General features: G+C 66.2%; 20 protein-coding genes, 4 pseudogenes and 1 other annotated feature. Of the genes and pseudogenes, 14 read left to right on the top strand and 10 right to left on the bottom strand.

The genetic code is table 11. The features are described from left to right. Positions 1–34: 34 nt before the first annotated feature. The gene (locus ACQ1RG_RS09565; RefSeq protein WP_342474411.1) at positions 35–1,186 is read right to left on the bottom strand and encodes a MalY/PatB family protein; all 1,152 of its coding nucleotides are present in this window, start codon (positions 1,184–1,186) and stop codon (positions 35–37) included. Positions 1,187–1,384: 198 nt separating this feature from the next. Here ACQ1RG_RS09565 and ACQ1RG_RS09570 point away from each other — a divergent pair, with 198 nt between their 5' ends. The 9 genes from ACQ1RG_RS09570 (at position 1,385) to ACQ1RG_RS09610 (ending at position 9,971) form a co-directional block, all read left to right on the top strand. Then, the gene (locus tag ACQ1RG_RS09570) at positions 1,385–4,372 is read left to right on the top strand and encodes an alpha/beta fold hydrolase (protein WP_342474410.1); all 2,988 of its coding nucleotides are present in this window, start codon (positions 1,385–1,387) and stop codon (positions 4,370–4,372) included. Positions 4,373–4,529: 157 nt separating this feature from the next. Beyond that, entirely contained in the window at positions 4,530–5,762 is a 1,233-nt protein-coding gene (locus ACQ1RG_RS09575) for an MFS transporter (RefSeq protein ID WP_063249162.1), read from the top strand. 432 nt (positions 5,763–6,194) lie between these two features. After that, positions 6,195–6,416 (top strand): translation initiation factor IF-1, encoded by a 222-nt coding sequence (gene infA, locus ACQ1RG_RS09580; RefSeq protein ID WP_009379245.1) that lies wholly within the window; start codon positions 6,195–6,197, stop codon positions 6,414–6,416. 63 nt (positions 6,417–6,479) lie between these two features. Further along, positions 6,480–6,593: a 50S ribosomal protein L36 gene (gene rpmJ / locus ACQ1RG_RS09585; RefSeq protein WP_009379247.1), complete on the top strand. Its 114-nt coding sequence runs from the start codon at positions 6,480–6,482 to the stop codon at positions 6,591–6,593. A 189-nt stretch (positions 6,594–6,782) separates the two neighbouring features. Continuing rightward, positions 6,783–7,151 carry a 30S ribosomal protein S13 gene (rpsM, locus tag ACQ1RG_RS09590; RefSeq protein ID WP_009379249.1) on the top strand — a complete coding sequence of 123 codons (369 nt, stop codon included), beginning with the start codon at positions 6,783–6,785 and terminating at the stop codon, positions 7,149–7,151. A 51-nt stretch (positions 7,152–7,202) separates the two neighbouring features. After that, positions 7,203–7,607, top strand: a complete 405-nt coding sequence (gene rpsK / locus ACQ1RG_RS09595) for a 30S ribosomal protein S11 (RefSeq protein WP_009379251.1) — start codon at positions 7,203–7,205, stop codon at positions 7,605–7,607. Between the two features lie 155 nt (positions 7,608–7,762). Next, the gene (locus tag ACQ1RG_RS09600) at positions 7,763–8,761 is read left to right on the top strand and encodes a DNA-directed RNA polymerase subunit alpha (RefSeq protein WP_009379253.1); all 999 of its coding nucleotides are present in this window, start codon (positions 7,763–7,765) and stop codon (positions 8,759–8,761) included. A gap of 23 nt (positions 8,762–8,784) precedes the next feature. Beyond that, positions 8,785–9,393 (top strand): 50S ribosomal protein L17, encoded by a 609-nt coding sequence (gene rplQ, locus ACQ1RG_RS09605; RefSeq protein ID WP_430600076.1) that lies wholly within the window; start codon positions 8,785–8,787, stop codon positions 9,391–9,393. 365 nt (positions 9,394–9,758) lie between these two features. Next, on the top strand, positions 9,759–9,971 hold the full coding sequence (locus ACQ1RG_RS09610) for an SDR family oxidoreductase (RefSeq protein ID WP_197464165.1): 213 nt from the start codon (positions 9,759–9,761) through the stop codon (positions 9,969–9,971). 288 nt (positions 9,972–10,259) lie between these two features. Here the strand turns inward: ACQ1RG_RS09610 and ACQ1RG_RS09615 are convergent. Beyond that, positions 10,260–10,583, bottom strand: a pseudogene (locus tag ACQ1RG_RS09615) (IS3 family transposase); the annotation flags it as partial. Between the two features lie 45 nt (positions 10,584–10,628). Here ACQ1RG_RS09615 and ACQ1RG_RS09620 point away from each other — a divergent pair. Both ACQ1RG_RS09620 and ACQ1RG_RS09625 read left to right on the top strand, forming a co-directional pair. Next, positions 10,629–10,934: a transposase gene (locus ACQ1RG_RS09620; RefSeq protein WP_009381361.1), complete on the top strand. Its 306-nt coding sequence runs from the start codon at positions 10,629–10,631 to the stop codon at positions 10,932–10,934. After that, positions 10,895–11,023: a sequence feature (AL1L pseudoknot), on the top strand. It overlaps the preceding gene by 40 nt. Then, on the top strand, positions 10,931–11,854 hold the full coding sequence (locus tag ACQ1RG_RS09625) for an IS3 family transposase (RefSeq protein ID WP_009381362.1): 924 nt from the start codon (positions 10,931–10,933) through the stop codon (positions 11,852–11,854). (Overlaps the previous feature by 93 nt.) Before ACQ1RG_RS09620 ends, ACQ1RG_RS09625 begins: the two co-directional genes overlap by 4 nt. Here the strand turns inward: ACQ1RG_RS09625 and ACQ1RG_RS09630 are convergent. The 3 genes and pseudogenes from ACQ1RG_RS09630 to ACQ1RG_RS09640 form a co-directional block, all read right to left on the bottom strand. Next, positions 11,774–12,181, bottom strand: a pseudogene (locus ACQ1RG_RS09630) (DDE-type integrase/transposase/recombinase); the annotation flags it as partial. The gene ACQ1RG_RS09625 and the pseudogene ACQ1RG_RS09630 sit on opposite strands and share 81 nt — an antisense overlap. A 293-nt stretch (positions 12,182–12,474) precedes the next feature. Then, entirely contained in the window at positions 12,475–12,783 is a 309-nt protein-coding gene (locus tag ACQ1RG_RS09635; protein WP_430600077.1) for a transposase, read from the bottom strand. Between the two features lie 391 nt (positions 12,784–13,174). Beyond that, positions 13,175–13,360, bottom strand: coding sequence for a hypothetical protein (locus ACQ1RG_RS09640; protein WP_009379259.1), 186 nt, complete (start codon positions 13,358–13,360; stop codon positions 13,175–13,177). 453 nt (positions 13,361–13,813) lie between these two features. On the opposite strand from ACQ1RG_RS09640, the pseudogene ACQ1RG_RS09645 reads away from it, so the two are divergent. The 3 genes and pseudogenes from ACQ1RG_RS09645 to ACQ1RG_RS09655 all read left to right on the top strand — a co-directional run. Further along, positions 13,814–13,963: pseudogene (locus ACQ1RG_RS09645) on the top strand (transposase); the annotation flags it as partial. Between the two features lie 64 nt (positions 13,964–14,027). Continuing rightward, positions 14,028–15,062, top strand: a complete 1,035-nt coding sequence (locus tag ACQ1RG_RS09650) for an IS30 family transposase (protein WP_430600079.1) — start codon at positions 14,028–14,030, stop codon at positions 15,060–15,062. Between the two features lie 7 nt (positions 15,063–15,069). Beyond that, a pseudogene (locus tag ACQ1RG_RS09655) lies at positions 15,070–15,294 on the top strand (IS110 family transposase); the annotation flags it as partial. A 46-nt stretch (positions 15,295–15,340) separates the two neighbouring features. Here the strand turns inward: ACQ1RG_RS09655 and putP are convergent. From putP to purU, 5 genes are all read right to left on the bottom strand, one after another. After that, positions 15,341–16,861, bottom strand: a complete 1,521-nt coding sequence (gene putP / locus ACQ1RG_RS09660; protein ID WP_063249846.1) for a sodium/proline symporter PutP — start codon at positions 16,859–16,861, stop codon at positions 15,341–15,343. Between the two features lie 325 nt (positions 16,862–17,186). Continuing rightward, positions 17,187–19,871 (bottom strand): hypothetical protein, encoded by a 2,685-nt coding sequence (locus ACQ1RG_RS09665; protein WP_430600081.1) that lies wholly within the window; start codon positions 19,869–19,871, stop codon positions 17,187–17,189. A gap of 2 nt (positions 19,872–19,873) precedes the next feature. Continuing rightward, entirely contained in the window at positions 19,874–20,296 is a 423-nt protein-coding gene (locus ACQ1RG_RS09670; RefSeq protein ID WP_009379265.1) for a hypothetical protein, read from the bottom strand. Continuing rightward, positions 20,283–21,929 carry a phenylacetate--CoA ligase family protein gene (locus tag ACQ1RG_RS09675; RefSeq protein WP_009379269.1) on the bottom strand — a complete coding sequence of 549 codons (1,647 nt, stop codon included), beginning with the start codon at positions 21,927–21,929 and terminating at the stop codon, positions 20,283–20,285. Before ACQ1RG_RS09675 ends, ACQ1RG_RS09670 begins: the two co-directional genes overlap by 14 nt. Positions 21,930–22,116: 187 nt before the next feature. Continuing rightward, positions 22,117–22,968, bottom strand: a complete 852-nt coding sequence (gene purU, locus ACQ1RG_RS09680) for a formyltetrahydrofolate deformylase (protein ID WP_040342043.1) — start codon at positions 22,966–22,968, stop codon at positions 22,117–22,119. Between the last annotated feature and the right edge of the window lie 52 nt (positions 22,969–23,020).

A 23,020-nucleotide genomic window follows, 5' to 3' on the forward strand; every position in this document is an offset into this window, starting at 1 on the left:
TTGACCCCGCCCCGCGGCCTCAGCTGTCTGCGCCTCAGCCCTTCGTCGCGGCGGCGATGCGCTCGACCGCCTCGCGCAGGAGGGGGCGGGGGAGGGCGAAGTTGAGGCGCACGTGTCCGGCCCCGGCCTCTCCGCACAGCCGGCCCTCGGTGAGCGCGACCTTCGCCGTCTCGGTGAAGTGCTTCGTGAGGTGGTCGTCGAAACCGTAGCCGCGCATGTCGAGCCACGCGAGATAGGTGGCCTCCGGGGGCAGGAAGGGGATGTTCGGCAGCTCCGCCGAGAGGAGTTCGGTGAGGAGGTCGCGGTTGCCGGCCAGGTACGCGGTGATCTCAGCGAGCCACTCACCGCCGCGGGTGTAGGCGGCCGTCGTCGCAAGAATCCCGGGATTCGACGCCGCCTGGGAGACGAACAGTCCGCGTCGCTTCCACTCCGCGCGGTCCTCCGGTGAGGTGAGGATGAGCTGAGCGCACTTGAGGCCGGGGATGTTGAAGGCCTTCGAGGCGGCGGTCGCCGTGACCGTGTGGGCGGCGGTGGTCTCGCTCAGACTCGCGTAGGGGACGTGGCGCGCCGGTTCATAGACGAGCGGAGCGTGGATCTCGTCGGAGAACACACGGGCACCGTTGGCTTCGACCACCTCCGCCAGCGCCGTGAGTTCGGACTCCGTGTAGACCTTGCCGATGGGATTGTGCGGGTTGCACAGGACGAGGATGGCACCGGGGCACAGCGCGGCGTCGATGGCCTCGAGGTCGACCGACCATCCGGTCTCGGTGCGCAGCATCGGCACTTCGATGAGCTCGCGACCGGTCACCCTGGCGACGTCGAAGAACGGCATGTACGCAGGGGTGGGGAGGACGATCGGCGTCCCTGCGGGGGTGAGGAGGTCGAGGACGGCGATGAACGCGGCGATGACGTCGCTCGCCGGTTCGACGTGCGCGGCGGGGAACCGCCAGCCGTAGCGTTCGGCACAGAAGTCGGCCGTCGCCTCTCGGAGATCGGCGACGATCTGCGCCGGCGCATAGCCGAAGAGGTCGCGCTCATCGATCTCCGTCAGCGCCTCCCGGACGACGGGAGCGACCCCGAAGTCCATCTCCGCGATGAACGCACCGAGGCTGCCGGGGTAGGTCGACCACTTCCGCCCGCCCTTCGCGACGAGCGATTCCTCGGTGATGGCGTCCAGATCGTCCATGGTCCCTGCTCTCCCCTCGATGATGGCCACCTCACTCACGCTAGCAGTCGACCCACCGGCCGCGATCGTCCGTCCGACATGCTCCGTCACAGCCGCGACCGCCTCGGCGAGAGCCCGGCAACTGTGACCACGGTCACGAAACGATAACGAAAAACTTGAAAAGTTCCTGACCGTTATCTGTGCGTTACGATGACGAGCATGACCCGAATCACATTGAGAGGGTCTTCGCGTGTCCTGGGAGCGTCGATCATCGGCGCTTCTCTGCTGTTCGCGGGGGCTCTGCCCGCCGCGGCCGCCGGTCCCGCGGAGTCACCCGCAGAGTCCATCCAGAAGCCCGCAGCCGACGAAGCGACAGACGTCGACGAGCTCGAGATCGTCCTCGGCACCGACGCCGAGGTGACCGCCTCGACCTCGCTCGTCATCCCCGTCACCGTCCGCGCCTCCGATGCAGCGACGACGCTGCGCATCGTCCACGCGGCGAACAACGAAGCCGTCGCAGGCACGGACGCCGTCGTCCCCGCTGGATCCGGCACCGTCGAGACCGAACTCGACGGATCGGGACTGACCCCCGGCACCTACATCGTCAAGTCGGACGACGGGCTGAAGACGAGCGAGGACTTCACGGTCGTCGCTGACGAGACCGCAGCACCGACACCGACCGACGACCCGACGCAGACTCCGACCGAGTCGCCCAGTCCGAGCGCCGAGCCGACGGAAGAGCCCAGCGAGGACGCGAATCAGGCCGGTGAACTCGACGAGTACTACCCGCAGCTGGCGAAGGAGCTCTTCCGCCAGGACGACGGCACCTACCGCATCCCCGACCCGAAGGGCGGCGGCAAGGGCGCGGGCAACATCCCCGCGGGCCTGAAGAAGTACTACAACCAGAAGGTCGACCTCAGCGCCGAGAACTGCGGCAAGCTCGGCTACCCCGACTACACCGAGCGCATCGGACGCACCCCGGTCTGCGGCTACCTCATCGCTCCCATCGACGCGAAGGATCCTGCCGCCGGCAACGTCGCCATCGCGATGATGAAGGTCCCCTCCGGCAAGATGGTCGACGGGAAGTTCGTCAAGACCACCCCGCAGGGCACCGTCGCCTGGAACCCGGGCGGACCGGGCGGTTCGGGCATGACGCTCGGCGTCGCCGGTGCACTCTTCGAACCCGACCTCGCAGCGAACTTCGACCTCGTCGGCTTCGACCCGCGTGGCACGGGCGGCTCGATGCCCTTCTCCCAGTGCTCGACCGATGAGCAGATCGACGCCGACCGCGCCGAGGACGCGTGGGCCGGTGACCGCGAGGACGCCGAGGACATCCTCAACGACCAGGCGGAGAGATTCGCCGGTGACTGCATCGAGAACACCGGCAAGCTCTTCGACCTCGGTGAGGGAGGCCAGGAGAACCTCATGAAGCACCTGGGGACGTGGGACGCCGTCGGCGACCTCGACCTCATCCGTTCGACGAGCGGCGACGACAAGCTCGACTTCATCGGCTTCTCCTACGGGACCCGGCTCGGGTACGTCTATGCGCAGAAGTTCGGCGACAGCGTCGGCCGGCTCGTCCTCGACGGCGCCGTCGACCCCGGCAACGTCTCCGCGTACAAGGCTCTCAAGGACATCAACAAGGACCCCCAGGCCTACCTCGACGCCGACGGCAAGCTCGTGAGCAAGGCCGACGCCGAAGAGGACGCCGACGACTCGGTCAAGCAGATCGCCGGCTTCCAGGACACCTTCGAACAGTTCGCGCTCGACTGCTCGGCCAAGGGCACCGAGGGCAGGACGTGGGGCGAGACCTACCCGAACCTCGAGTACCCTGACCGGCTCGCCGACCTCAAGAACGCACCGTTCACCTGCGCCCTCGGCGACGGGATCACCGACAGGGCGGAACTCACCACGGCCGTGCAGGGGATCCTCCGCTCCCTCGAAGGCAAACCGCTGCCGGCGGGATCCGAAGGCGATGACCGCGAGGTCACCTTCGGCGATGCCCGCACCGGCGTCATCCAGGCCCTCTACTCCGAGGACCTCTGGGCGCAGCTCGCGCTCGGGCTCACCGAACTCAAGGCCGGAGAGACCGCCGGGGTGCTCATGACGCTCGCCGATTCGTACAACTCCCGCGACGAGACCGGCCACTACGACCCGATGCTCCAGGCGTTCACGAACATCCGCTGCACGGATGAGAACAGCTACGGGAACAAGCCGGACATCGAGGAGCTGCGCGACCTGGCCAAGCGCTACGACGAAGCCGGACCGTTCCAGGCGGCGTCGGTCTCGCCGGGCGTCTACGACTACTGCGATTTCTGGAAGTTCAAGGGCACCCTGCCCAAGCCGGAGAAGCTCACCGCGGTGCCGAACATCCTCGTCGTCTCGACCTCCCACGACTCGGCGACCCCGTACGCCTCGGGCGTCAAGCTCGCCCGCACGATCGACGGCAGCCTGCTCTCGGTCTCCGGTGCCTCGCACACCTCGTACATGTCGCGGGACGAGAACAAGGCGTGCACGGACCAGACGGTCAACGAGTTCCTCTCCGCAGGCACATTGCCCAAGGTCGGGGACTTCGGACCCAAGCTGCCGACACCGGACACCGCGGTCGATGACCGCGGGGAGACGATCACCCTGCCCAACCGGTGCCGGATGGACACGTTCCGCGCCGATGACTTCTCGCTCGAGAAGGAGAAGGTCGCAGCAGGGGAGAGCGTCATCGCCTCGGTCAAGCACCAGGCCTCGGAAGCCGACTACACCGTCGCCTTCGAGACCGGAGGCACGCTCGGCACGCTGACGACCGACAACGGCGGCAACGCCGTGAGCAAGGTCGTCGTCCCGAAGAAGGCGAAGCCGGGCACCTACGTCGTCCAGCTCCTCGACGCGAAGGGCAAGACCGTGGCGAACACGACGCTCACCGTCGTCGGCGACGACGACGGCAAGGGCGGCAAGGGCGCCGACGGAGGCAAGGACTCCGACGGCGGCAAGGACTCCGACGGCGGCAACGGCTCCGGTGGCGGCGATGACGAGAACCCGAAGGGCGGCGGGGACGCCCCCGGCGCGGGCAGCGGCGGATCCGGCAGCGGATCCGGCGGAAGCCTCCCGCGCACCGGTGCCGACATCTGGCCCCTGCTCGCGGGAGCGCTCGCCCTGCTCACCGCCGGTGGAGTCGTCTACCGGATGACGCGCGGAAAGGGCGCGAAGCACTGAGCTCGGGCCGGGCTCGGCGGCCCTGACCGTCGGGCCTGACACCACCGGTCGAGCACTGCAGGCGGCCGGGAGCGGATCTCACCACCGTTCCCGGCCGCCTCGGCGTCTGCGGTACTCGGCTAGCATCGATGCGGACCGAGGATATGAGGAGGGGAACGTGGCGAGCACGTTCGTGCGCAATCAGTGGGCGCTGTGTCTGGCGCAGCTCTTCGCCGGCATCGGCGTGGCCACCGGGTTCGCCGTCGGCGGCATCCTCGCCGAACAGCTCACCGGTCGCACCGAACTCGCCGGGTTCGCGCAGACGGCCTCGATCCTCGGCGCAGGACTGCTCGCTCTGCCGCTCGCGCGTCTCGCGCAGGTGCGCAATCGCCGCTGGGCGCTCGCCGTCGGCTATGGACTCGCCCTCACCGGAGCGCTCCTCATCGTCGTGGCCATCCTCGCGGGCATCGCCCTGCTCTTCTTCGTCGGTATGGGCTTCTTCGGGTCCGCGACCGCCTCGGGCCTGCAGAGCCGGTACGCGGCCACCGACTCCGCGCCTGAGCAGCTCAAGGGTCGAGCGATGTCGATCGTCGTGTGGGCGACGACCGTCGGGTCGGTCCTCGGACCCAACCTCGCCGAACCCGGTTCCCGGCTCGGGCGCTCGCTCGGCATCGACCCCTTCGCCGGTCCCTTCCTCATCGCCGTCGGCGGATACCTCCTCTCCTTCGTCTGCGTCCTCTTCCTCCGGACCCCGCGCTCCGATCGACCCGGCGTCGGGGCGGACCGGATCGTCGCCGCCCCGACGGCCCCTCGCAGAGGCGGCACCTGGGCGGCCGTGCGCCGATCCCCGGGTGCGCTCCTCGGTCTCCTCTCCGTCGTCAGCGGGCACATGATCATGGTCGTGACGATGGTGATGACCCCGGTCCACATGGACCATCACGGGTTCGGCCTCGGGCTCATCGGCGTGACGATCGCCGGGCACATCTTCGGCATGTACGGACTCTCTCCGGTCTTCGGCTACCTCACCGACCGGTTCGCTCCCGGACGCGTCATCCTCCTCGGGCAGGTGCTCTTCGCCGCCGCGCTCATCCTCGGCTTCATCGACGCGGCAGGCGAGTCCTCCTTCGTCCGGCTCTCCCTCGCGCTCTTCCTCCTCGGACTCGGGTGGTCGGCGTGCCTCATCGCCGGCTCGACCCTGCTCACCCAGGAGATCGACCCGGCGCATCGGATCCCCGTGCAGGGACTCTCGGATGCGGGGATGAACCTCGGAGCGGCCGCGGTCGCCGCACTCGCCGGTCCGCTGCTCTCACTCGGCGGCTTCGCATGGGTCACCGTGCTCGGCTTCCTCGTCCTCGCCGTCGCCGTGGCCATGGGGATCCGCACCGGCTACGGGGCACGCGCCCGCGGGTGAGTGCCCCGCCCCGGCGAGGGACTCGGGGCCGGACGATGGTCGGGCAGCGCCGCCTCGGCGAGGGAGCGGGGTGCGCGGAACGGACGTGGGCATCGCTTCGGGGCACCGCCTCGGCGGGGTGACGGGGTGTGAGGAACGGACGTGACGCCGATCCGGCGGGCCGCCTCGGCGAGGGGAGCCGGGATTGTAGGGGAAGTCACGCGCGGAATCCAGGACCGCCTGGAAGATCTTCGGATCGTGGTGTAGAGTAGATGATTGGTCTGTTCTCACTCAACTCATCCATTCACGGTTGTGGGCGGCGTCACGCCATCCACAGCCTTTCATGTGGTGGGGGAGGGCCGGAGCAGTCTGTGGGGATCGTCGGTGCCGACCGACGATCGACGATTACGTCGAACGCGAAGGTTTCGCGGGAATACGAGGTTAGCGAACGATATGGCCAAAAAAGAAGGGGTCATTGAGATCGAGGGCACCGTTGTCGAAGCTCTCCCGAACGCATCGTTCCGGGTCGAGCTGAGCAACGGGCACAAGGTGCTCGCGCACATCTCAGGGAAGATGCGGCAGCACTACATCCGAATCCTGCCCGAGGACCGAGTCATCGTGGAGCTGTCTCCTTACGATCTCTCGCGTGGACGAATCGTTTACCGCTACAAGTAAGGATCTTCGATCATTCGCGCCGGATTCCCTGGGAAGGGAGACCGGCCGAGAGAAGGAAAAACGATGAAGGTTAAGCCCAGCGTCAAGAAGATCTGCGAGAAGTGCCAGGTGACCCGCCGTCACGGTCGAGTCATGGTGATCTGCTCCAACCCGCGCCACAAGCAGCGTCAGGGCTGAGCAGCTCTTCGAGCAGAGGGAGCCCCGAGACGGGGCTGCCAGCAGCACCACACCCACGCAGACCTCGCCCCCTGCGCATGCCGGACCGGCATGAGCAGGACGATACCTTCGGTCGGGGGCCGAGGACCTCAGGTCACTGAGGACAGGTCTGCATCAGCACCTCCGAAACATCAACAGGAGTAAGAACCTATGGCACGTCTTGCCGGAGTCGACATCCCGCGCGAAAAGCGCGTGGAGGTCGCCCTGACATACATCTATGGTGTGGGCCGCACGCGTGCGCGCCAGACCCTGACGGAAACCGGGATCAACCCCGACACCCGTGTGAAGGACCTGAGCGACGCCGAGCTCGTTCAGCTGCGTGACTACATCGAGGGCACGTTCCAGGTCGAGGGTGACCTCCGCCGTGAGGTCGCCGCCGACATCCGCCGCAAGGTGGAGATCGGCAGCTACGAAGGCCTGCGCCACCGCCGCGGTCTCCCGGTTCGCGGACAGCGGACCAAGACCAATGCGCGCACCCGCAAGGGACCGAAGCGCACCGTGGCCGGTAAGAAGAAGTAACATGCTCACCCGGTTGACCGGCGTCAACCACCTCGATCAGGAGTAAAACCTATGCCTCCCAAGTCACGCGCCGCTTCAGCGCGCAAGCCTCGCCGCAAGATCAAGAAGAATATCGTTGCCGGCCAGGCGCACATCAAGTCCACCTTCAACAACACCATCGTGTCGATCACCGATCCGACCGGTGCTGTCATCTCCTGGGCCTCCTCCGGTGAGGTCGGCTTCAAGGGCTCGCGCAAGTCGACGCCCTACGCCGCTCAGATGGCTGCGGAATCCGCCGCCCGCCGCGCGCAGGAACACGGCCTGAAGAAGGTCGACGTCTTCGTCAAGGGACCGGGCTCGGGCCGCGAGACCGCGATCCGCTCCCTGCAGGCCGCCGGCCTGGAACTGGGCACCATCCAGGATGTCACCCCGGTTCCGTTCAACGGCTGCCGTCCGCCCAAGCGCCGCCGCGGCTGACCCTTTCCGTGGAACTGCCGCAGGCGACGGGCCGCTGTGCCCGCCGCCTGAGGCAGAACGGATTCATCGCATAAACCGAACCGTTCTTCATGGCCGACTGCCATGACGTGCAGTGCGAACGTCATATAGCGGATGTTCGCTGAAAGGAAGCCCACGTGCTCATTGCACAGCGCCCAACACTCACGGAAGAAGTCGTCTCCGACAACCGCTCCAGGTTCGCCATCGAGCCGCTCGAGCCCGGATTCGGCTACACCCTCGGCAACTCGCTTCGTCGCACTCTGCTGTCGTCGATTCCGGGAGCCGCCGTCACCTCCATCCGGATCGACGGCGTCCTCCACGAGTTCAGCACCGTCCCGGGAGTGAAGGAGGATGTCACCGAATTCATCCTCAACCTCAAGTCCCTGGTCGTGTCGTCTGAATTCGACGAGCCTGTCGTTGCGTACCTGCGCAAGCAGGGCCCTGGCACCGTGACCGCTGCCGATGTCTCGGCTCCCGCCGGAGTCGAGATCCACAACCCGGACCTGCACATCGCCACGCTCAATGGCGAAGGCCGTCTGGACATGGAGCTCACCATCGAACGCGGACGCGGCTACGTGTCGAGCGCCCAGAACAAGAACGCCGATGCCGAGATCGGCCGGATCCCGGTCGACTCGATCTACTCGCCCGTTCTCAAGGTCACCTACAAGGTCGAGGCCACTCGTGTCGAGCAGCGCACCGACTTCGATCGCCTCGTGCTCGATGTCGAGACCAAGCCGTCGATGACCCCGCGCGACGCCATCGCGTCGGCAGGCAAGACGCTGGTCGAGCTGTTCGGTCTGGCACGCGAGCTCAACGTCGAAGCCGAGGGCATCGAGATCGGCCCGTCGCCGGTCGACGCCGCTCTCGCCGCCGACCTGGCGCTTGCCATCGAGGACCTCGATCTGACCGTGCGCTCCTACAACTGCCTCAAGCGTGAGGGCATCCACACCGTCGGCGAGCTCGTCGCCCGCAGCGAAGCCGACCTCATGGATATCCGCAACTTTGGTTCGAAGTCGATCGACGAGGTCAAGGCCAAGCTCAACGAGCTCGGACTCAGCCTCAAGGACAGTCCTGCCGGGTTCGAATCCGGTCTCGCGGAAGAGGACCAGTCCTACGTCGAAGACGAACAGTACTGATCAAGACCTAGGAGTTTTCCACTATGCCTACCCCAACGAAGGGCCCCCGCCTCGGCGGTTCGCCCACCCACGAGCGCCTCATGCTCAACAACCTGGCAGCGCAGCTCTTCGAGCACAAGCGCATCACGACGACCGTGACGAAGGCCAAGCGCCTCCGTCCGGTGGCCGAGCGCCTCATCACCGCCGCGAAGAAGGGCGACCTCGCCGCCCGTCGTCGCGTGCTCGCCCAGATCGCCGACAAGTCGATCGTCCACGAGCTCTTCACGACGATCGCCGAGACCATGGCCGAGCGTCCGGGCGGATACACCCGCATCACGAAGATCGGTCCCCGCAACGGCGACAACGCTCCGATGGCCGTCATCGAGCTCGTCCTCGAGCCCTACTCGCCGAAGCAGGCCACGGTGAAGGAGGCCGAGCAGGCCACCGCGACCGCCGCTGCCGCCTCGACTGACTCCTCTGACTCCTCCGACGAAGAGGTCGTCTCCGACGACGTCACCGTCACCGAGGATGCCGATGGCGACGTCGTCGTCGACGAAGTCAAGGTCACCGAGGATGCCGAAGGCAACGTCGAGGTCGACGAGACCGTCGAGACCGTCGAGACCGTCGACCCCGAGGCCGGCAAGGACAAGTGACTCTGATCTAGAGTCGGTCCGATCCCGATACTGCAGGCGGGTGCCCACTGGGTGCCCGCCTGCAGTACATTCACGGGTCGGCGCGCGGTTGCGCAGGCCGTTGCTCGGTCCACGCCTGGCCGGGTTTCCGCGTCGCCCGGGACACGGATTTCCGCGCAACTGTGGATCGAGCGAAAAGGTCTCCGTCAGACCGCGCTCGATCCACGAGTGGCTCGGTGTCCGCGGGATTGGGAAGCGGAACAGCCCGCCAGCCCGGTGAGGGGGTGCACGTATATAAATCTATAGATCTCGAACGGGGTTGGGTCGCTGGTCCTGGTAATGTCATGCACGCGGTCTAGCCCGAGCTGGCCAAACGCGGGATCACGGTGAACTCGGTCGCGCCTGGCACCATTGGCACCGACCCCGATGCCGATTGGATCGACGCACCCGGAGCCTGCGACGGCGCCGTGCAGGTTTCCGCGTTCGACAGAATTGGTACTCCTGAGGATATTGCGGATGTGATCAGTTTCCTCGCCGGCTATCGTGGACACTGGGTCACCGGGCAGACGATAGACACCACCGGCGGCTCCAGCCTCTGAACGGGCGCGAGATGCATGACTAGTACCGAAACCTCTGTCCATTCCCACATCGCGTTTTCGCGTCAGTCGCTTGAGAGTGCAGAAGGCTCAGTCGTTCTGATCGTCCTGGAAGGTCTTCTTGCTTCTCGTCTTATGGATTGGCTCCACTGTCATCCCGGTTGCTTCAACCCATGCGCCCTGGCTATAGGTGCGCAGAACCTTCACCGTCTCACGGGACTGCAAGTAACCATATCTTCCAGTCTCCCAATCCATTCGGGACTGATGCAAGGAGAGGTGACAATTCGGGTGTCACGCTGCGACTGCAGGTGACTCAATAATTGCTTCGTACTCGACAGGTGTCAAACGACCCAACCGGGCTTGCCGCCGACGACGGTGATACGTCTGCTCGATCCACGTCACGATCGCGATTCTCAACTGCTCCCGACTCACCCACCGGCGACGGTCGAGAACGTTCTTCTGCAGCAGGGCGAAGAATGACTCCATGGCCGCGTTGTCGCCAGCAGCACCGACCCGGCCCATCGACCCAACAAGGCCGTGGCAAGCCAGACTCTGAGTGAATTTCCTTGATCGAAACTGACTGCCACGGTCGCTGTGTACTGAATCGCCCCGGGGATAATAGAGGCAGGGAGATTGGAAGAAGGAGATTCTCTCTTGCCAGTGAAATACACCGACGAACTCAAGGCTCGCGCCGTCGAACTCGTCATTCATGCTCAGGCCGATCCGGAGACGGCGAACGGGGCAATCACCCGTGTCGCCGGCGAGCTCGGTCTGAGCAAAGAGACCCTGCGAGTCTGGGTCCGTAAGCACAAAGACTCCGGCAAGGCCACACCGACTGAGTCAGTCGATTTGGAAGCGGAGAACCGTCGGCTGCGGGCGGAGTTGGCTGAAGCGAAGCGGGCCAACGAGATCTTGAAGAGAGCGTCGGCTTTCTTCGCGGCGGAGCTCGACCGCCCATCGAAGTGATTGTCGTCTTCATCGACGACAATCGTCACGAGTTCGGAGTCGAGCCAATCGTACGCGCCCTGTCCGGGACTGCGGCACGGATTGCTGTGAGCTCGTATTACGCGTTCAAGAAACGCGAACCATCGGCCAGGGCCCGCCGAGACCAGGCGCTGATGGTCGTCATCCAGGATGTCTATGAGGCGAACTACTCGTGTTACGGGGTGCGGAAGATGTGGAAGGCGATCAACCGCGAGTACGCGGATCAGTTCGGCCCGGTGGCCCGCTGCACGGTGGAGCGGTTGATGCGCCAGTTAGGCATCGACGGTATTCGACGCAGGAGGAAGCGCCCGAAGACGGCTTCGGCTAGGGCTGAGGAGTGTCCGGATGATCTTGTCGAGCGTGAGTTCGCAGCACCGGCACCCAATTGTCTATGGGTCGCGGACATCACCTATGTTCCGACGACTGCTGGGTGGGTATACACGACGTTCATCCTCGATGTCTTCCACAGGGAGATCGTCGGCTGGCAGGTGACGAACCACATGCGGGAGTCCCTGGCCAGGGACGCTCTGACGATGGCTCTCGCTGCGAAATATCGGGCCGGTGAAGACGTTTCCGGGCTGGTGCACCACTCGGATCGCGGGGTGCAATTCCGATCGATTCGCTATGGCGAGACCCTGGCGGAATCCGAGGTCGTGGCGTCGGTGGGGTCGCGTGGGGATTCGTACGACAACGCCATGGCCGAGGCGCTGAACTCGGTCTACAAGGCCGAACTCATCGACCGGAAGGGGTGGTCGGGGTTGATCGAGGTGATGGCGGAGACGTCGAAGTGGGTGGCTTGGTACAACCAGTCCAGGTTGCATTCAGCGATTAACTACCGACCGCCCGTCGAGGTCCATTCCGAATGGATCAACCAGTCCGGGACAGAACCCGCGGCTGCTTAGGAAACCAAGAATAGGAGCCTCTACGAAACCCGGGGCTTGACATACCGTGCATCCGCCCACATCACCACCCCTGCGGGCCACCGCCATCTCGAGAGCGTCAACAGCCAACCGGGCCTTCATCCGCGCACTCATCGAGTAGCCGACGATCCGGCCCGAGTAGACGTCCTTGATCGCACAGAGGTACAGCTTGCCCTCATCGGTGTGGTGTTCCGAAATGTCGGTCAACCAGAGCCGGTTCACGCCATCGGCTGTGAACTTGTGCCGGGTCCGACCGTCCTCGTCGACCACGGCACACAGGTCGTCGTGGACGGGTGGACCGGGCTTCTTTCCATTCTTACCCCGGCCCTTGCCGAAGGCTGAGAACCAGGAGTTGGTCGAACACAACCGCCACGCGGTGCGCACTGCCATGGGATGGCCGGCCGACTCTGCTTCATCGGCGAGGTATCGGTATCCGAACTCGGGATCGTCGCAGTGGGCGTCGAACAGGGCGTTGGCCCGGTACGCTTCGACGATATCGGCTTCAGGGACCGGCGTGGCCAACCACCGGTAGTAGGGCTGGCGCGAGAGCTTCAAGACCCGGCACGACACCGCCACGGGAATACCGTCGACGGCGAGCTCTCTCACGAGCGGGTAGAGCCTTTTGACGGCAGATTCGCCTGCGACAGATACGCAGCCGCGCGGCGCAGGACTTCGTTCTCTTGCTCCAACAGGCGAGTCCGCCGCCGCAGCTCCCGCAGTTCAGCGGATTCGTCGGTGGTATTGCCGAGCTTGTTACCAGCATCGATCTCGGCCTGGCGGAGCCATTTCGCGATGGTGCCTTCGTGGACGCCGAAGTCCTTGGCGATCTGTCCGATCGTGGTCTTCTCGTCGCGGTTCAAGGCCACGCGGACGACGTCATCGCGGAACTCTTTCGGATAGGGCTGGGGCATGGTGTCTATCCTTCCAGGCTTGCCTGTGTACAAGCCAGATCAGATGTCACCAAACCCTGCATCAGTCCCTTCCGCTGACTTTGCTGTCTGCGAAGAAGGCTTCGTGGTTGTAGGACTGCACTTGGAGCGTGCCATCCAGAATTGCATATGCGTGGCCGCCCTCAGAGGTGTTGGTTTCACCAGAACCTTGAAAACTAGGCGCGTACCTGTGCATAGTGCCATCCGTGAGGGTAATGACGACGTCGCTCGCTTCGGACCACTCGACTCGTCTGCCGTCACCGAGCTCTTTGGGAGGTTCAGAATGAGGACTGGTTGAATCCACGAAGAATTGTATTTTGCTATCCATGTTTTCTCTGCTCCTTTGATTCAGCGATCCTTGTCTGGGGTTGTATCACAGCCGTTCGACGATCTCCTCGATACGATCATGGCCGTAGAACACTGGGATGAGAGCGTGTTCCCATTCACGGCCAACGTAGGCTGCTCCGTCTTCGAGCATGTGAGGGTCCAGAGCAGCGTCACGTTGGACCGCGCCGGCTATCTCTTCAAGGTACTCGGCGTGCATCTCCGTCCATTCCATGTTTTCCGTGGCATGGGGAGAGGCTCGCATAAGACGTGCTATCGCGTTCAGCACATAGACGGCGTCTGCGGCACTTCGTTGCTCCGCACTCATAATTGCTTCCCTTCAACTACTTCGGCTGTGCGTAGTATCTAGTGTCCCATAGGCCCCTGACGCAGTTGTTGAGCCGACCGCTCTATTTTTGCGGGGGTGCCCTATATTTATTGGCAGGCCCCATAGGGGGCCTGGTCGCTGGTTCTGGCATGGCTGATTCGCCCTGTCATTGATGATCCGGCGGGTGTTGCCGCAAGGAATCCAGGACACGCGTTGACTGCTGATAGGGGCTGGACCCAGGTGTACTGAGGTCTCGTCGTAACGTGGGTGCCAGCATCGGGTGTCATGGCAGACCGAGATCGAGGCTGAAGCGGAGGAACTGGCTGACTCGCTCCCTCTTTTCTTCAGGTCTCAACGTAAATGCCGGGAGTCGGCGTTAAGGCCGCAAACCAGATCCTCCTGGCAGCCGGTGATTTCAGCGCGTTCAAGACTATTGCACATTTGGCTGCGTATGCCGGAATCGCTCCGGTGACGCGTCGGACGGGGACATCGATTCGGGGTGAGTTCCCGGGTGGTGTCATAGCGTCGAAGCAACACTCCCGGTCGGCGGGGGTCTGATCGGTGGAGTGTGCAGATGGCGCGGGTGGGGTTGTCGTTCAGCGACAGGTCGGAGATCTCGGCGGCCTCGAAAGCGGGCTGGTCGGTGCGGAGGATCGCCCGTCACCTGGGGCGTTGCCCGTCGGTGATCTCGCGGGAGCTTCACCGGAACTCGACGAAGACCCGCGGCTACCAGGCCGTGACCGCAGACGTCAGAGCGCAGCGTCGGCGAGCTCGCCCGCAGCAGCGGAAGGTCGCGGGGGATCCGGTGCTGCAGGCGAGGGTGGACGCCGACCTGGCCGCGTCCTGGACGCCGAACGAGATAGCGGGCCGGTTCCGTCTGGAGGCGACAGACCCGACCGTTGAACGCATGGCGAACTCTCCTGACGCACGCGGCCGAACCGTCTCCGGTGAGGCTATCTACCAGTACATCTACGCAATCCCGAAGGGTGAGCTCGCCCGCAAGGGCATCTTCCTGCAGTCCAAGCGGACCAAGCGCCGACCACGTACGACCGGGCGGACGCGCGGTGGCCCAATCGTAGGTATGGTCCCGATCGCGGAGCGAGGTGAGGACGCCGCCCAGCGTCGGGTGCCGGGGCACTGGGAGGGTGACCTGATCATCGGGAAGAACGGCACCTCGTGCGCGGCGACGCTGGTGGAGCGGATGAGCGGGTTCACCGGGCTGCTGGCCCTGCCCTCGAAACACGCCGAGCCAACCGCTGACGCGGTCATCGAGTTTTTCAACGACCTGCCCGAGATGATGAAGGCATCGTTGGCGTGGGACCAGGGCAGCGAGATGGCCCAGCACGCGAAGGTCTCCCTGGCCACGGCGATGCCGGTCTACTTCGCCGATCCCCACTCGCCCTGGCAGAGGCCCAGCAACGAGAACACGAACCGGCTCTACCGGGAGTATCTGCCCAAGGGCACGGTGATCCCCGATCACCAGCCCTACCTCACCACCATCGCCGAGGAGATCAACAATCGACCCCGCCGCCGACTGGGCTATCTCACGCCCACCGAGGCATTCGCTCGACTGCTCGCCGGCGAGCCCCATGTTGCTTCGACGCCTTGACATCGCCCCGTCGCGTGCTGGCAATAAAAGGTTGAAGAACGCGTTGTTCCACTCAGAGTGGGTGGCGTCGTGTCATGACTCGGTGTCGAAGGCGTATTACGAGGGGAAACGGGCTGAGGGTAAGCGACACAATGCTGCGGTGATGTGTCTGGCTCGCCGCCGGCTCAACGTCGTGTTCGCGATAGTCAAGGCCGGGGTCTTCTACGAGGCGAAGACCCCGGCGGCTGCTTGACAACGAATCTAACGAGGCGCGGATCAGCTCGCGACCTCCTCGGCGCTCACCTCACCTTCGAAAGCTCCACGCCCTCATCGAACTCGGCGTCGATCTCCGGGTTCGGCTTGTAGGTTGCGAGGCTGACGACGACCGCGACGATGAGGTTGATTGCGAAGCCGGGGATGATCTCGTAGATCGAATCCGTCAGGGGAGTGTTGAGCTGACCCCAGACGAAGGCGACGACGGCACCGGAGATGAGGCCGAAGAGCGCGCCCCAGTTCGTCAGCTTCTTCCAGAAGAGGGTGAGCAGGACGATCGGGCCGAACGAGGCGCCGAAGCCCGCCCACGCGAAGGCGACGAGATCGAGGATGCTGTTCGACGGCGAGATCGCGAGAAGGACGGCGATGACTGCGACGATGAGGATGCCGAGGCGGCCGAGCAGCACGTACGTCTTGTCCTGGAGGGTGCGCGTCGACCCAGCGCGCTTCGCGACGATCTTGAAGAGGTCCTCGACGAGTGCCGAGGAGGTGACGACGAGCTGCGAGGAGATCGTCGACATGATCGCCGCAAGCACCGCGGCGAGGACGAGCCCGGCGATGAACGGGTGGAAGAGGATCTGCGCGAGGTCGAGGAAGACCGTCTCCGGGTCGGTGGGCGCCTGATCGGCGTGCTGGGAGAAGTAGGAGATGCCGACGATGGCCGTGGCGATCGCACCGGCCGCCGAGATCGCCATCCAGCCCACACCGATGCGCCGGGCGACCGTCGCGTCGGCGGGGGTGCGCAGGGCCATGAAGCGCACGATGATGTGCGGCTGGCCGAAGTAGCCCAGACCCCACGCAAGCGAGGAGATGACGGCGAGATAGGTCCCACTGGCCCAGAACGAGCCGGAGCCGAAGAGGCTGAGCAGGCTCGGGTCGATCTCCCGGACGTTGGCGATCACCTCGGCGGGTCCGCCGGCGTTGATAACGGCGACGATGGGCACGGCGATGAGGGCGGCGAACATGAGCAGCCCCTGGGCGACATCGGTGAGCGTGGCGCCGAGGAAGCCGCCGAAGAGCGTGTAGACCATCGTGATCGCGGCGACGATGAGCATGCCCGCGAGGTAGTTGAGGCCGAAGCTCGATTCGAAGAACTTCCCGGCCGCGACCATCCCCGAGGAGACGTAGAACGTGAAGAAGACGAGGATGATGAGGCCGCAGACGATGCGCAGCAGATGCGTGCGATCCTGGAGGCGCTGCTCGAAGAAGCTCGGGATGGTGATCGAGTCACCGGCGGTCTCCGTGAAGGCGCGGAGCCGAGGCGCGACGAACTTCCAGTTCACCCAGGCGCCGACGGTGAGACCGATCGCGATCCAGGCTTCGACGAGGCCCGAGAGGTAGATCGCGCCCGGCAGGCCCATGAGCAGCCAGCCCGACATGTCGGAGGCTCCGGCGCTCAGCGCTGCGACGCTCGGGCGCAGGCCCCGGCCCGCGAGCATGTAGTCGTCGAGACTGTCCTTCGTCTTCCGGTAGGCGAACCAGCCGATGGCGAGCATACCCGCGAAGTAGAGGATGATGGCGATGGTGCGGAACGTTGTCTCGGACATGGGGTTTCGTCTCCTTTGATCAGCACCGGAGACTTTACAGTAAAGCATGAGCCGGGTGTGAATACCGTGTGAAGATCCGCCCAGGGGTGGAATCGCGGTCCGATCGACAGGTATGAAGGCGGGTTGTCGACGGTTCCGTCCCCGTCGAGGCGGTTGTCCCGTCCCGCTGAGGTGGTCCGGACTCCCCGCCGAGGCGGCTGTCCCGCCCCGGCGAAGTGTCCCGCACTCCCCGCTGAGGCGGTTGTCCCGTCCCGCTGAGGTGGTCCGGATACCTCGCCGATGCGGGCGACGGTTCCGTGGGCCGTCCCGGTCGGGGTGTTGTTCCTCAGGCGTCCGAGCGCCGATGCGAGCGGGGAACCCGGGTCGTCGACCGGCCGACGGAGAACGCGGCGATGGGACGGGTGAACCTGGCGCTGCCGTCGGGGAGGGTTTCGCTGCCGGCACACTTCTGTCGGCCGAGCAGGTCGCGCAGAGAGGCGTGTGTCTCCGGGCAGTCCTTGATCTCCGAGTGGACATCGACGCGCAGGCCCGCCCGATCGAAGAGCAGCCAGGTGCGCAGCAGATCGCGTCCGAGACGGAGCTCCCGCGCAGCAGCCATTCCCGCCACGTCAGACATTGCCTTCACGTCAGCCGGGGCCGTATCAGCCGGGACTGTATCCGCCCGGGCCGCGCTTGCAGAGTCTGCCTGACCAGAGTCCGCAACTGCCGAGGCAATCGTCGTCGGGTTCGCCGCGGGCGTTCCGTCGTCAGCGACTTCTGTGTCCTCGGCAGCCTCAGCGGCGGCAAGGATGAGGTGATGGGGTGCGCCGGTGCGCCTCGGAGGAGTTTCGGCGGCAGGCCCCTGCGGGCGGCGCGTGAACCACCCGACCGGTGTGAGAGCACCGGAGACCGCCCGGGCGATGAATGGGCGCAAAGGCGCCCGATTGAGGAGTGCCGCCGCTCGTGCCCCAAAGGACGGGATGCGCAGGCACTCGGCGGTGAGTCCGTCCGCGCGGTACGCCGGATCGCGCGGGTCGAAGCGCAGCCATGCGAGGGTCTCGGTGAAGACGGCGGGCGTGGAGAATGACCAGTGTTCGGCGCGGTCGAGCAGTCGCGCCCACAGTCCGTCCGTGACCTCGACGAGCCGTGCCCCGGACTGTGCGAGTGCGATGTTGGCCGTCTCGACGGCGGAGTCGAGGGCCGCCTCGTCACGGGCGAGGGGGCCGCGGTCGACCTGCCGGTGCTCGAGATCGGCGACCGTGAACGGCGGCCAGGCAGCGACAGGGGAATCTGAGCCGCCCGCGCGGCCGGCTCCGCTGCGCACGTCGAGCCCGACGGTGAGCCCCGGTCCCCACCCGTCGACGGAGGAGACGTCGACCGCGAGGTCCGCCTCGGCGGCGGCGATCGCGAACGCCTCGATCCAGCACCCGAGCGAGAGGTGGAGGTCCTCGGAACGGGGATCGCCGGCCGGCAGGGTCCGGTCCGGGTCGACGGTGAGACCCACCTCGGCGACGGCACCGTCCTCAGCGATGCCCGCGACGGTCGGCGTCCACGGCTGGGTGTTGTGCGCCGAGGGTGCCCGCCCGGCCGTGCGGAACAGCGACGTCAGTAGGCGTGCGCTGATGCCGGGGGACGACTGCGGGCCCGACCCCGCCGTGACTGAGGTTCCCGGCCCCGCCGTGACAGAGGTGCCCGACCCCGCCGTGACTGAGGCTCCCGTCCTGGTCGTGTCGGACGCATCCGCCCCCTCAACGTCGGACGCGTCCGACCCCGTCGTGTCCGCGTCGTCCGTCGCCGCAGTGTCTGAGGCATCCGCCACCGGCCGTTCGACGACCAAGTCCGTTCCCTCCGGCGCGGACTCGAGCCTCCGGTCGAGGAAGCAGAGCGAGTGCAGGGGCGTGCCTCCGGCCTTGGCGAAGACCGCCGCCGAGGCGGGATTGTCCTCGGCGATGAACGTCACCCGCAGACGCCGGTAGCCGCCGGCGACGAGTCCCGCGTACACCTCCCTGGTGACGAGGGAGAGCAGACCCTGACCCTGGAAGCGGGGATCGGTGCCCTGGATGATGAGCACGGCGTCGGTGAGGCGGGAGCGGTGACGGAGCAGGTCCCAGAGCGCTGCCGGACCGAGCCGGCCGCCATGGCGACGGAGCACCGGGACAGGGTCGGGAACGACGAGGGCGAAGCACCGCGACGGCGCGTCATCGCCCTCCTCGGCGCCGACGACATCGACGATGAGTGAGGGATCGGCCAGCACTGAGAGCCCTGCCATCTGCGATCTCAGCTGGGCGGGGGAGATCTGCGTGAAGTAGGGCAGGGCTGAGAACGCGGCGTTGAGCGTCGGCAGCAGCCGGGCTGCGAACCCGCGCATGCCCAGACGTGTGACGGGCCGGCGACGCAGTCCGTGTTCGGACCATTCGGCGGGGCTGACTGCGGTCGCGCGAGCGCGGGGGACCGCGTCGAGCCTGACCTCCCATGTCTGCGCGGGACCCCATGTCGAGAATCCCGCGGCGGCGAAGGCCTCGGCGATGAACTCCGGATTCCATGCGGTGTCGAAGAATCCGGGATGCTCGAAGCCTGCCGTGACAAGTCCGCCGGTGACATTGGGCAGCGGGGAGACGGGACCGAAGACCCGGCAGGCGCCGAGCGCGTCCGCCCGATCGAGGACGAGGGCGATGATCTCCTCGATCACGGCCGCATCGAGGGCCTCGAGCGCACCGAAGAAGAGGGTCTCTGGTGCCTGCGCTCCCGGACCGTCGCTCAGCCGTTCGGCGAGGAGACGGGACCGATGGCAGAGCACCCGGCCCACGGCCGCACCGGAGTCATCCGTGAGTAGCCAGAGCTCGACCTCCTCGGCGAACCAGCCGGACCCCGAGGCCCACGCGGTGATGTCCGAGGCGACGAGGGGGACGACATGATCGGACTCGCCCCGGGCGGACGCGATCGAGGCGGTGAGGTCGATGAAGCCTCGCAGCTCGGCCTTCGTCGTCACCCGGCGGCGCGTCAGTCCCGACCGTGGACCTCCGGCCTCCACGCTCACTCCTCGGAGATCGGGGTGAAGGAGTCGATCATGGCGAGGCGGCCGTCCTCGGCGCGGAACTCGCCGTTCGTGTAGCCCCACTCCTCGGCCTCGAGGAGGCGGATGAAGCCGCCGCGGGCCGGCGACTTCTCACCGTCGCCGATGAGCCAGTGCATGATCTCGACGTGTTCGGGGGTGCGCGCGAACCGCAGGAGGTCGTCTCGGGTCGCGAAGGCGACGAAGAGGCCGATGCGGTCGGGGAACTCGTAGTAGCTGCGATGCCAGAGGTAGCCCGGTGCCCGCCTCAGCGCCTTCGCGAGCTTCGGCCAGCGCCGGAGCTGGCCGAGCATGACGAGCGGGCTGCGGTACCGGTTGGCGCCGAGGAAGTACGCCCCGGCTCGGGCCTGCGGCGGGGCCTGTGAGAAGTCATTCGATCGCATTGCTCTCCCCTGACTGAGTTGCGGGTGCGGACGCGGACGCTGCAGGCTGCTTCTGGAGGTAGACGTTCTTGATCTTCGTCGATGTCTCGGCGAAGGGGCCGGTGCCGAAGTCGTGGATCTCGATCTCGAGCTCCGCGGTCGTCGGGTCCTCCTTCATGCTCTGCGCGAAGTCCCGGGAGACCGAGGCGAGGTGGCCGAGGACGCCGGTCCGGATCGTCTCGGCGAGTTCGGCTCGCTCACCGGCGGAAAGCGCCGGAGCGGTCTCGCGCAGCTGGATGTGCAGAGCCGGGCGGTGCTCGTGGTCGGGCAGTTCGCGCAGCTCGATCCGGAAGGACTCGATGAGGTGGGCGCGGGGGTTGTCCCGGTAGAGGCCGTTCTCGATGTCGAGGGGGTAGATGTTCGCGCCCATGTACGAGATCGTCGAGTCCGAGCGGCCGAAGAGGAGGACGAAGGGCAGCTTCATCCCGTTGCCGGAGAACGCCTGCGAGCATGCGCGAGCGAGGTCGGGGTGTCGGCGGGTGAGTTCGACCATCGTCGGGAAGTCGATGAGTCTCGCCTCGTCGCCGATGTTGTAGCGCAGCCTGGGACTCATCACCGACGCGGAGTTGATCGTCGCGACGAGCTCCCCGTCCTCGGTCGTCTCGAGGTAGGTCTCGAGCGGGTTGTACTGGAAGACCATGGGCACGCGGGACTCGTCGGGTCCGAGCACCTCGGCGCGGAAGTCGAGGTCATGGGCGAGCGCCCTGCGGATGACGACGGAGAGGTCGGACTCCCCGGCCATCCCGATCGTCAGGTCGGAGGCCCCGTAGCCGGAGTAGACCCGGTCGAAGCGCTGTTCGAGGTAGTCGCGCAGCCCCTCGGTCATCGCCTCACCGCCGACGAAGCCGCTCATCCGGTAGTCGTCCCAGGCGCCGGGCTCGGAGTCCATCCGGTCGACGAGATGCTTGAGGAACGGAGGATAGGCGCTGATGAGGTACGTGTGGTCGGGCCCGAAGTGACGCATCGTGTCGAGGATCTTCTCGAGGTCGGGCCCGGTGTTCTTGACCATCGCGACCTTCGCCATCGCCAGACCCGTGTTCGTCCCCGTCGCCCACGCGCCCATCGAGAACGCGTTGATGCAGAAGAGGTCCTTGTCCCCGAAGAGCATCGTCACGTACCCGGCGACGTTCTTGTGCACGGTGTCGAGTTCGCGCTTCGAGCGCATCCAGTTGAACGGTGTGCCCGAGGAGCCCGAGGACTCGTCGACGACCGTGCCCACCCGCTCGATCCTCCCGCCCCAGCACCGGTGCTCCTCAGAGTACTTCCGGACGAAGGCGTCCTTCGACGTCGGGGTGTAGGCCTCGAGGTCCCACCATGAGAAGGCGAAGCCGGTGCGCGCGAGGTAGTCCTGGTAGGCGGGGACGTCGAGGGAGGCCTGCTGGCAGATCATCCACGCGTTGAGCCGAGCGAAGGGCTCGAGCTTCGGCGAGTAGTGCCGGGCGGTGAAGCGCCAGATCGCCGGGTGCATCCGGTACGTCCCGTACGCGGCCGTCAGCCCGAGGTTCGCGGTCCGCAGCAGGGCCTGCCGGGCGAGGTTGACGGGTCCGCGCGGGATCGGCAGGCGGCGCAGGCCTGTGGGCTGAGTCTCACTCATACAGTGACAGTAGCCCAGCCCGGGCCCGCGCGGGCCGGCTCGGAGGGATTTGTGTCAGTTCCGCACCACGTCGCCGAGGTGGGGGTGCGGATCCCGCCGAGGCGCACGCCCCCGCATCCCGCCGAGGCGGGCCCCGTTCCCCGCCGAGGCGGGCCCCGTTCCCCGCCGAAGCGGGGCCTCGTTCCGCTCAGTCGAAGACGACCGTGCGGTGACCGTCCATGAGGACGCGCCCCTCGGCGTGCCAGCGCACGGCGCGGGCGAGGACGGCCGCCTCGACGTCCTGACCCTGGGTGATGAAGTCGGCGGTGTCGTGGTCGTGGTCGACACGGGCGACGTCCTGTTCGATGATCGGTCCCTCGTCGAGGTCGGAGGTGACGTAGTGGGCGGTCGCCCCGATGATCTTCACTCCCCGGGCGTGGGCCTGGTGGTAGGGCCGGGCGCCTTTGAAGCTCGGGAGGAAGGAGTGGTGGATGTTGATGACGCGGCCTTCGAGGGCCGCGCAGAGGTCGGGGGAGAGGATCTGCATGTACCGGGCGAGGACGATGAGTTCGACGTCGAGGTCGGTGACGAGGCGACGCAGCTCCGCCTCGGCGCTCTCCTTCGTCTCCGGGGAGATGGGGATGTGGTGGAAGTCGTGGCCGTGGAACTCCGCGAGCGGACGGAGCACGTCGTGGTTCCCTGCCACCCCGACGATGTCGATGGGCAGGCGGCCTGCGCTCTGCTGGAAGAGCAGCGTGTTGAGGCAGTGTGCGGCCTTCGAGACGAGGACGAGGGTGCGGGTGCGCTTCTCGCCCGGCTGCAGGCCGATCTCCATCGCGAAACGGTCGGCCACCTCGGACAGCGAGCCTTCGAGGTCTGCGGCGGTGACCGGGGTCGGTGTGGAGAAGGAGAGGCGGAGGAAGAACTGGTGCGAGTCGGGGGAGGAGAACTGCTGGGATTCGGTGATGTTCGCTCCGATTCCGGCGAGCACCCCGGTCACGGCGTGGACGATTCCGGTCGCATCGGGGCAGGTCACTGACAGTATCCATTCACGGCTCATGCCCGGAATCCTATCGTCGCCGACCCTGCCGGCCGCTCACGTGTCCGGGATC

The sequence above is a fragment of the Brevibacterium sp. K72 genome (genome assembly GCF_050562175.1).
Taxonomy (GTDB): Bacteria; Actinomycetota; Actinomycetes; order Actinomycetales; family Brevibacteriaceae; genus Brevibacterium; species Brevibacterium casei.

Coding starts and splice junctions, on each gene's coding strand:
- ACQ1RG_RS09640 (WP_009379259.1), bottom strand. CDS start 13,360: ATGGAATGGACGGAGATGCACGCCGAGTACCTTGAAGAGATAGCCGGC.
- rpsK (WP_009379251.1), top strand. CDS start 7,203: ATGCCTCCCAAGTCACGCGCCGCTTCAGCGCGCAAGCCTCGCCGCAAG.
- ACQ1RG_RS09635 (WP_430600077.1), bottom strand. CDS start 12,783: ATGCCCCAGCCCTATCCGAAAGAGTTCCGCGATGACGTCGTCCGCGTG.
- infA (WP_009379245.1), top strand. CDS start 6,195: ATGGCCAAAAAAGAAGGGGTCATTGAGATCGAGGGCACCGTTGTCGAA.
- ACQ1RG_RS09570 (WP_342474410.1), top strand. CDS start 1,385: ATGACCCGAATCACATTGAGAGGGTCTTCGCGTGTCCTGGGAGCGTCG.
- rpmJ (WP_009379247.1), top strand. CDS start 6,480: ATGAAGGTTAAGCCCAGCGTCAAGAAGATCTGCGAGAAGTGCCAGGTG.
- ACQ1RG_RS09670 (WP_009379265.1), bottom strand. CDS start 20,296: ATGCGATCGAATGACTTCTCACAGGCCCCGCCGCAGGCCCGAGCCGGG.
- ACQ1RG_RS09675 (WP_009379269.1), bottom strand. CDS start 21,929: ATGAGTGAGACTCAGCCCACAGGCCTGCGCCGCCTGCCGATCCCGCGC.
- ACQ1RG_RS09650 (WP_430600079.1), top strand. CDS start 14,028: ATGGCGCGGGTGGGGTTGTCGTTCAGCGACAGGTCGGAGATCTCGGCG.
- putP (WP_063249846.1), bottom strand. CDS start 16,861: ATGTCCGAGACAACGTTCCGCACCATCGCCATCATCCTCTACTTCGCG.
- rpsM (WP_009379249.1), top strand. CDS start 6,783: ATGGCACGTCTTGCCGGAGTCGACATCCCGCGCGAAAAGCGCGTGGAG.
- rplQ (WP_430600076.1), top strand. CDS start 8,785: ATGCCTACCCCAACGAAGGGCCCCCGCCTCGGCGGTTCGCCCACCCAC.
- ACQ1RG_RS09565 (WP_342474411.1), bottom strand. CDS start 1,186: ATGGACGATCTGGACGCCATCACCGAGGAATCGCTCGTCGCGAAGGGC.
- purU (WP_040342043.1), bottom strand. CDS start 22,968: ATGAGCCGTGAATGGATACTGTCAGTGACCTGCCCCGATGCGACCGGA.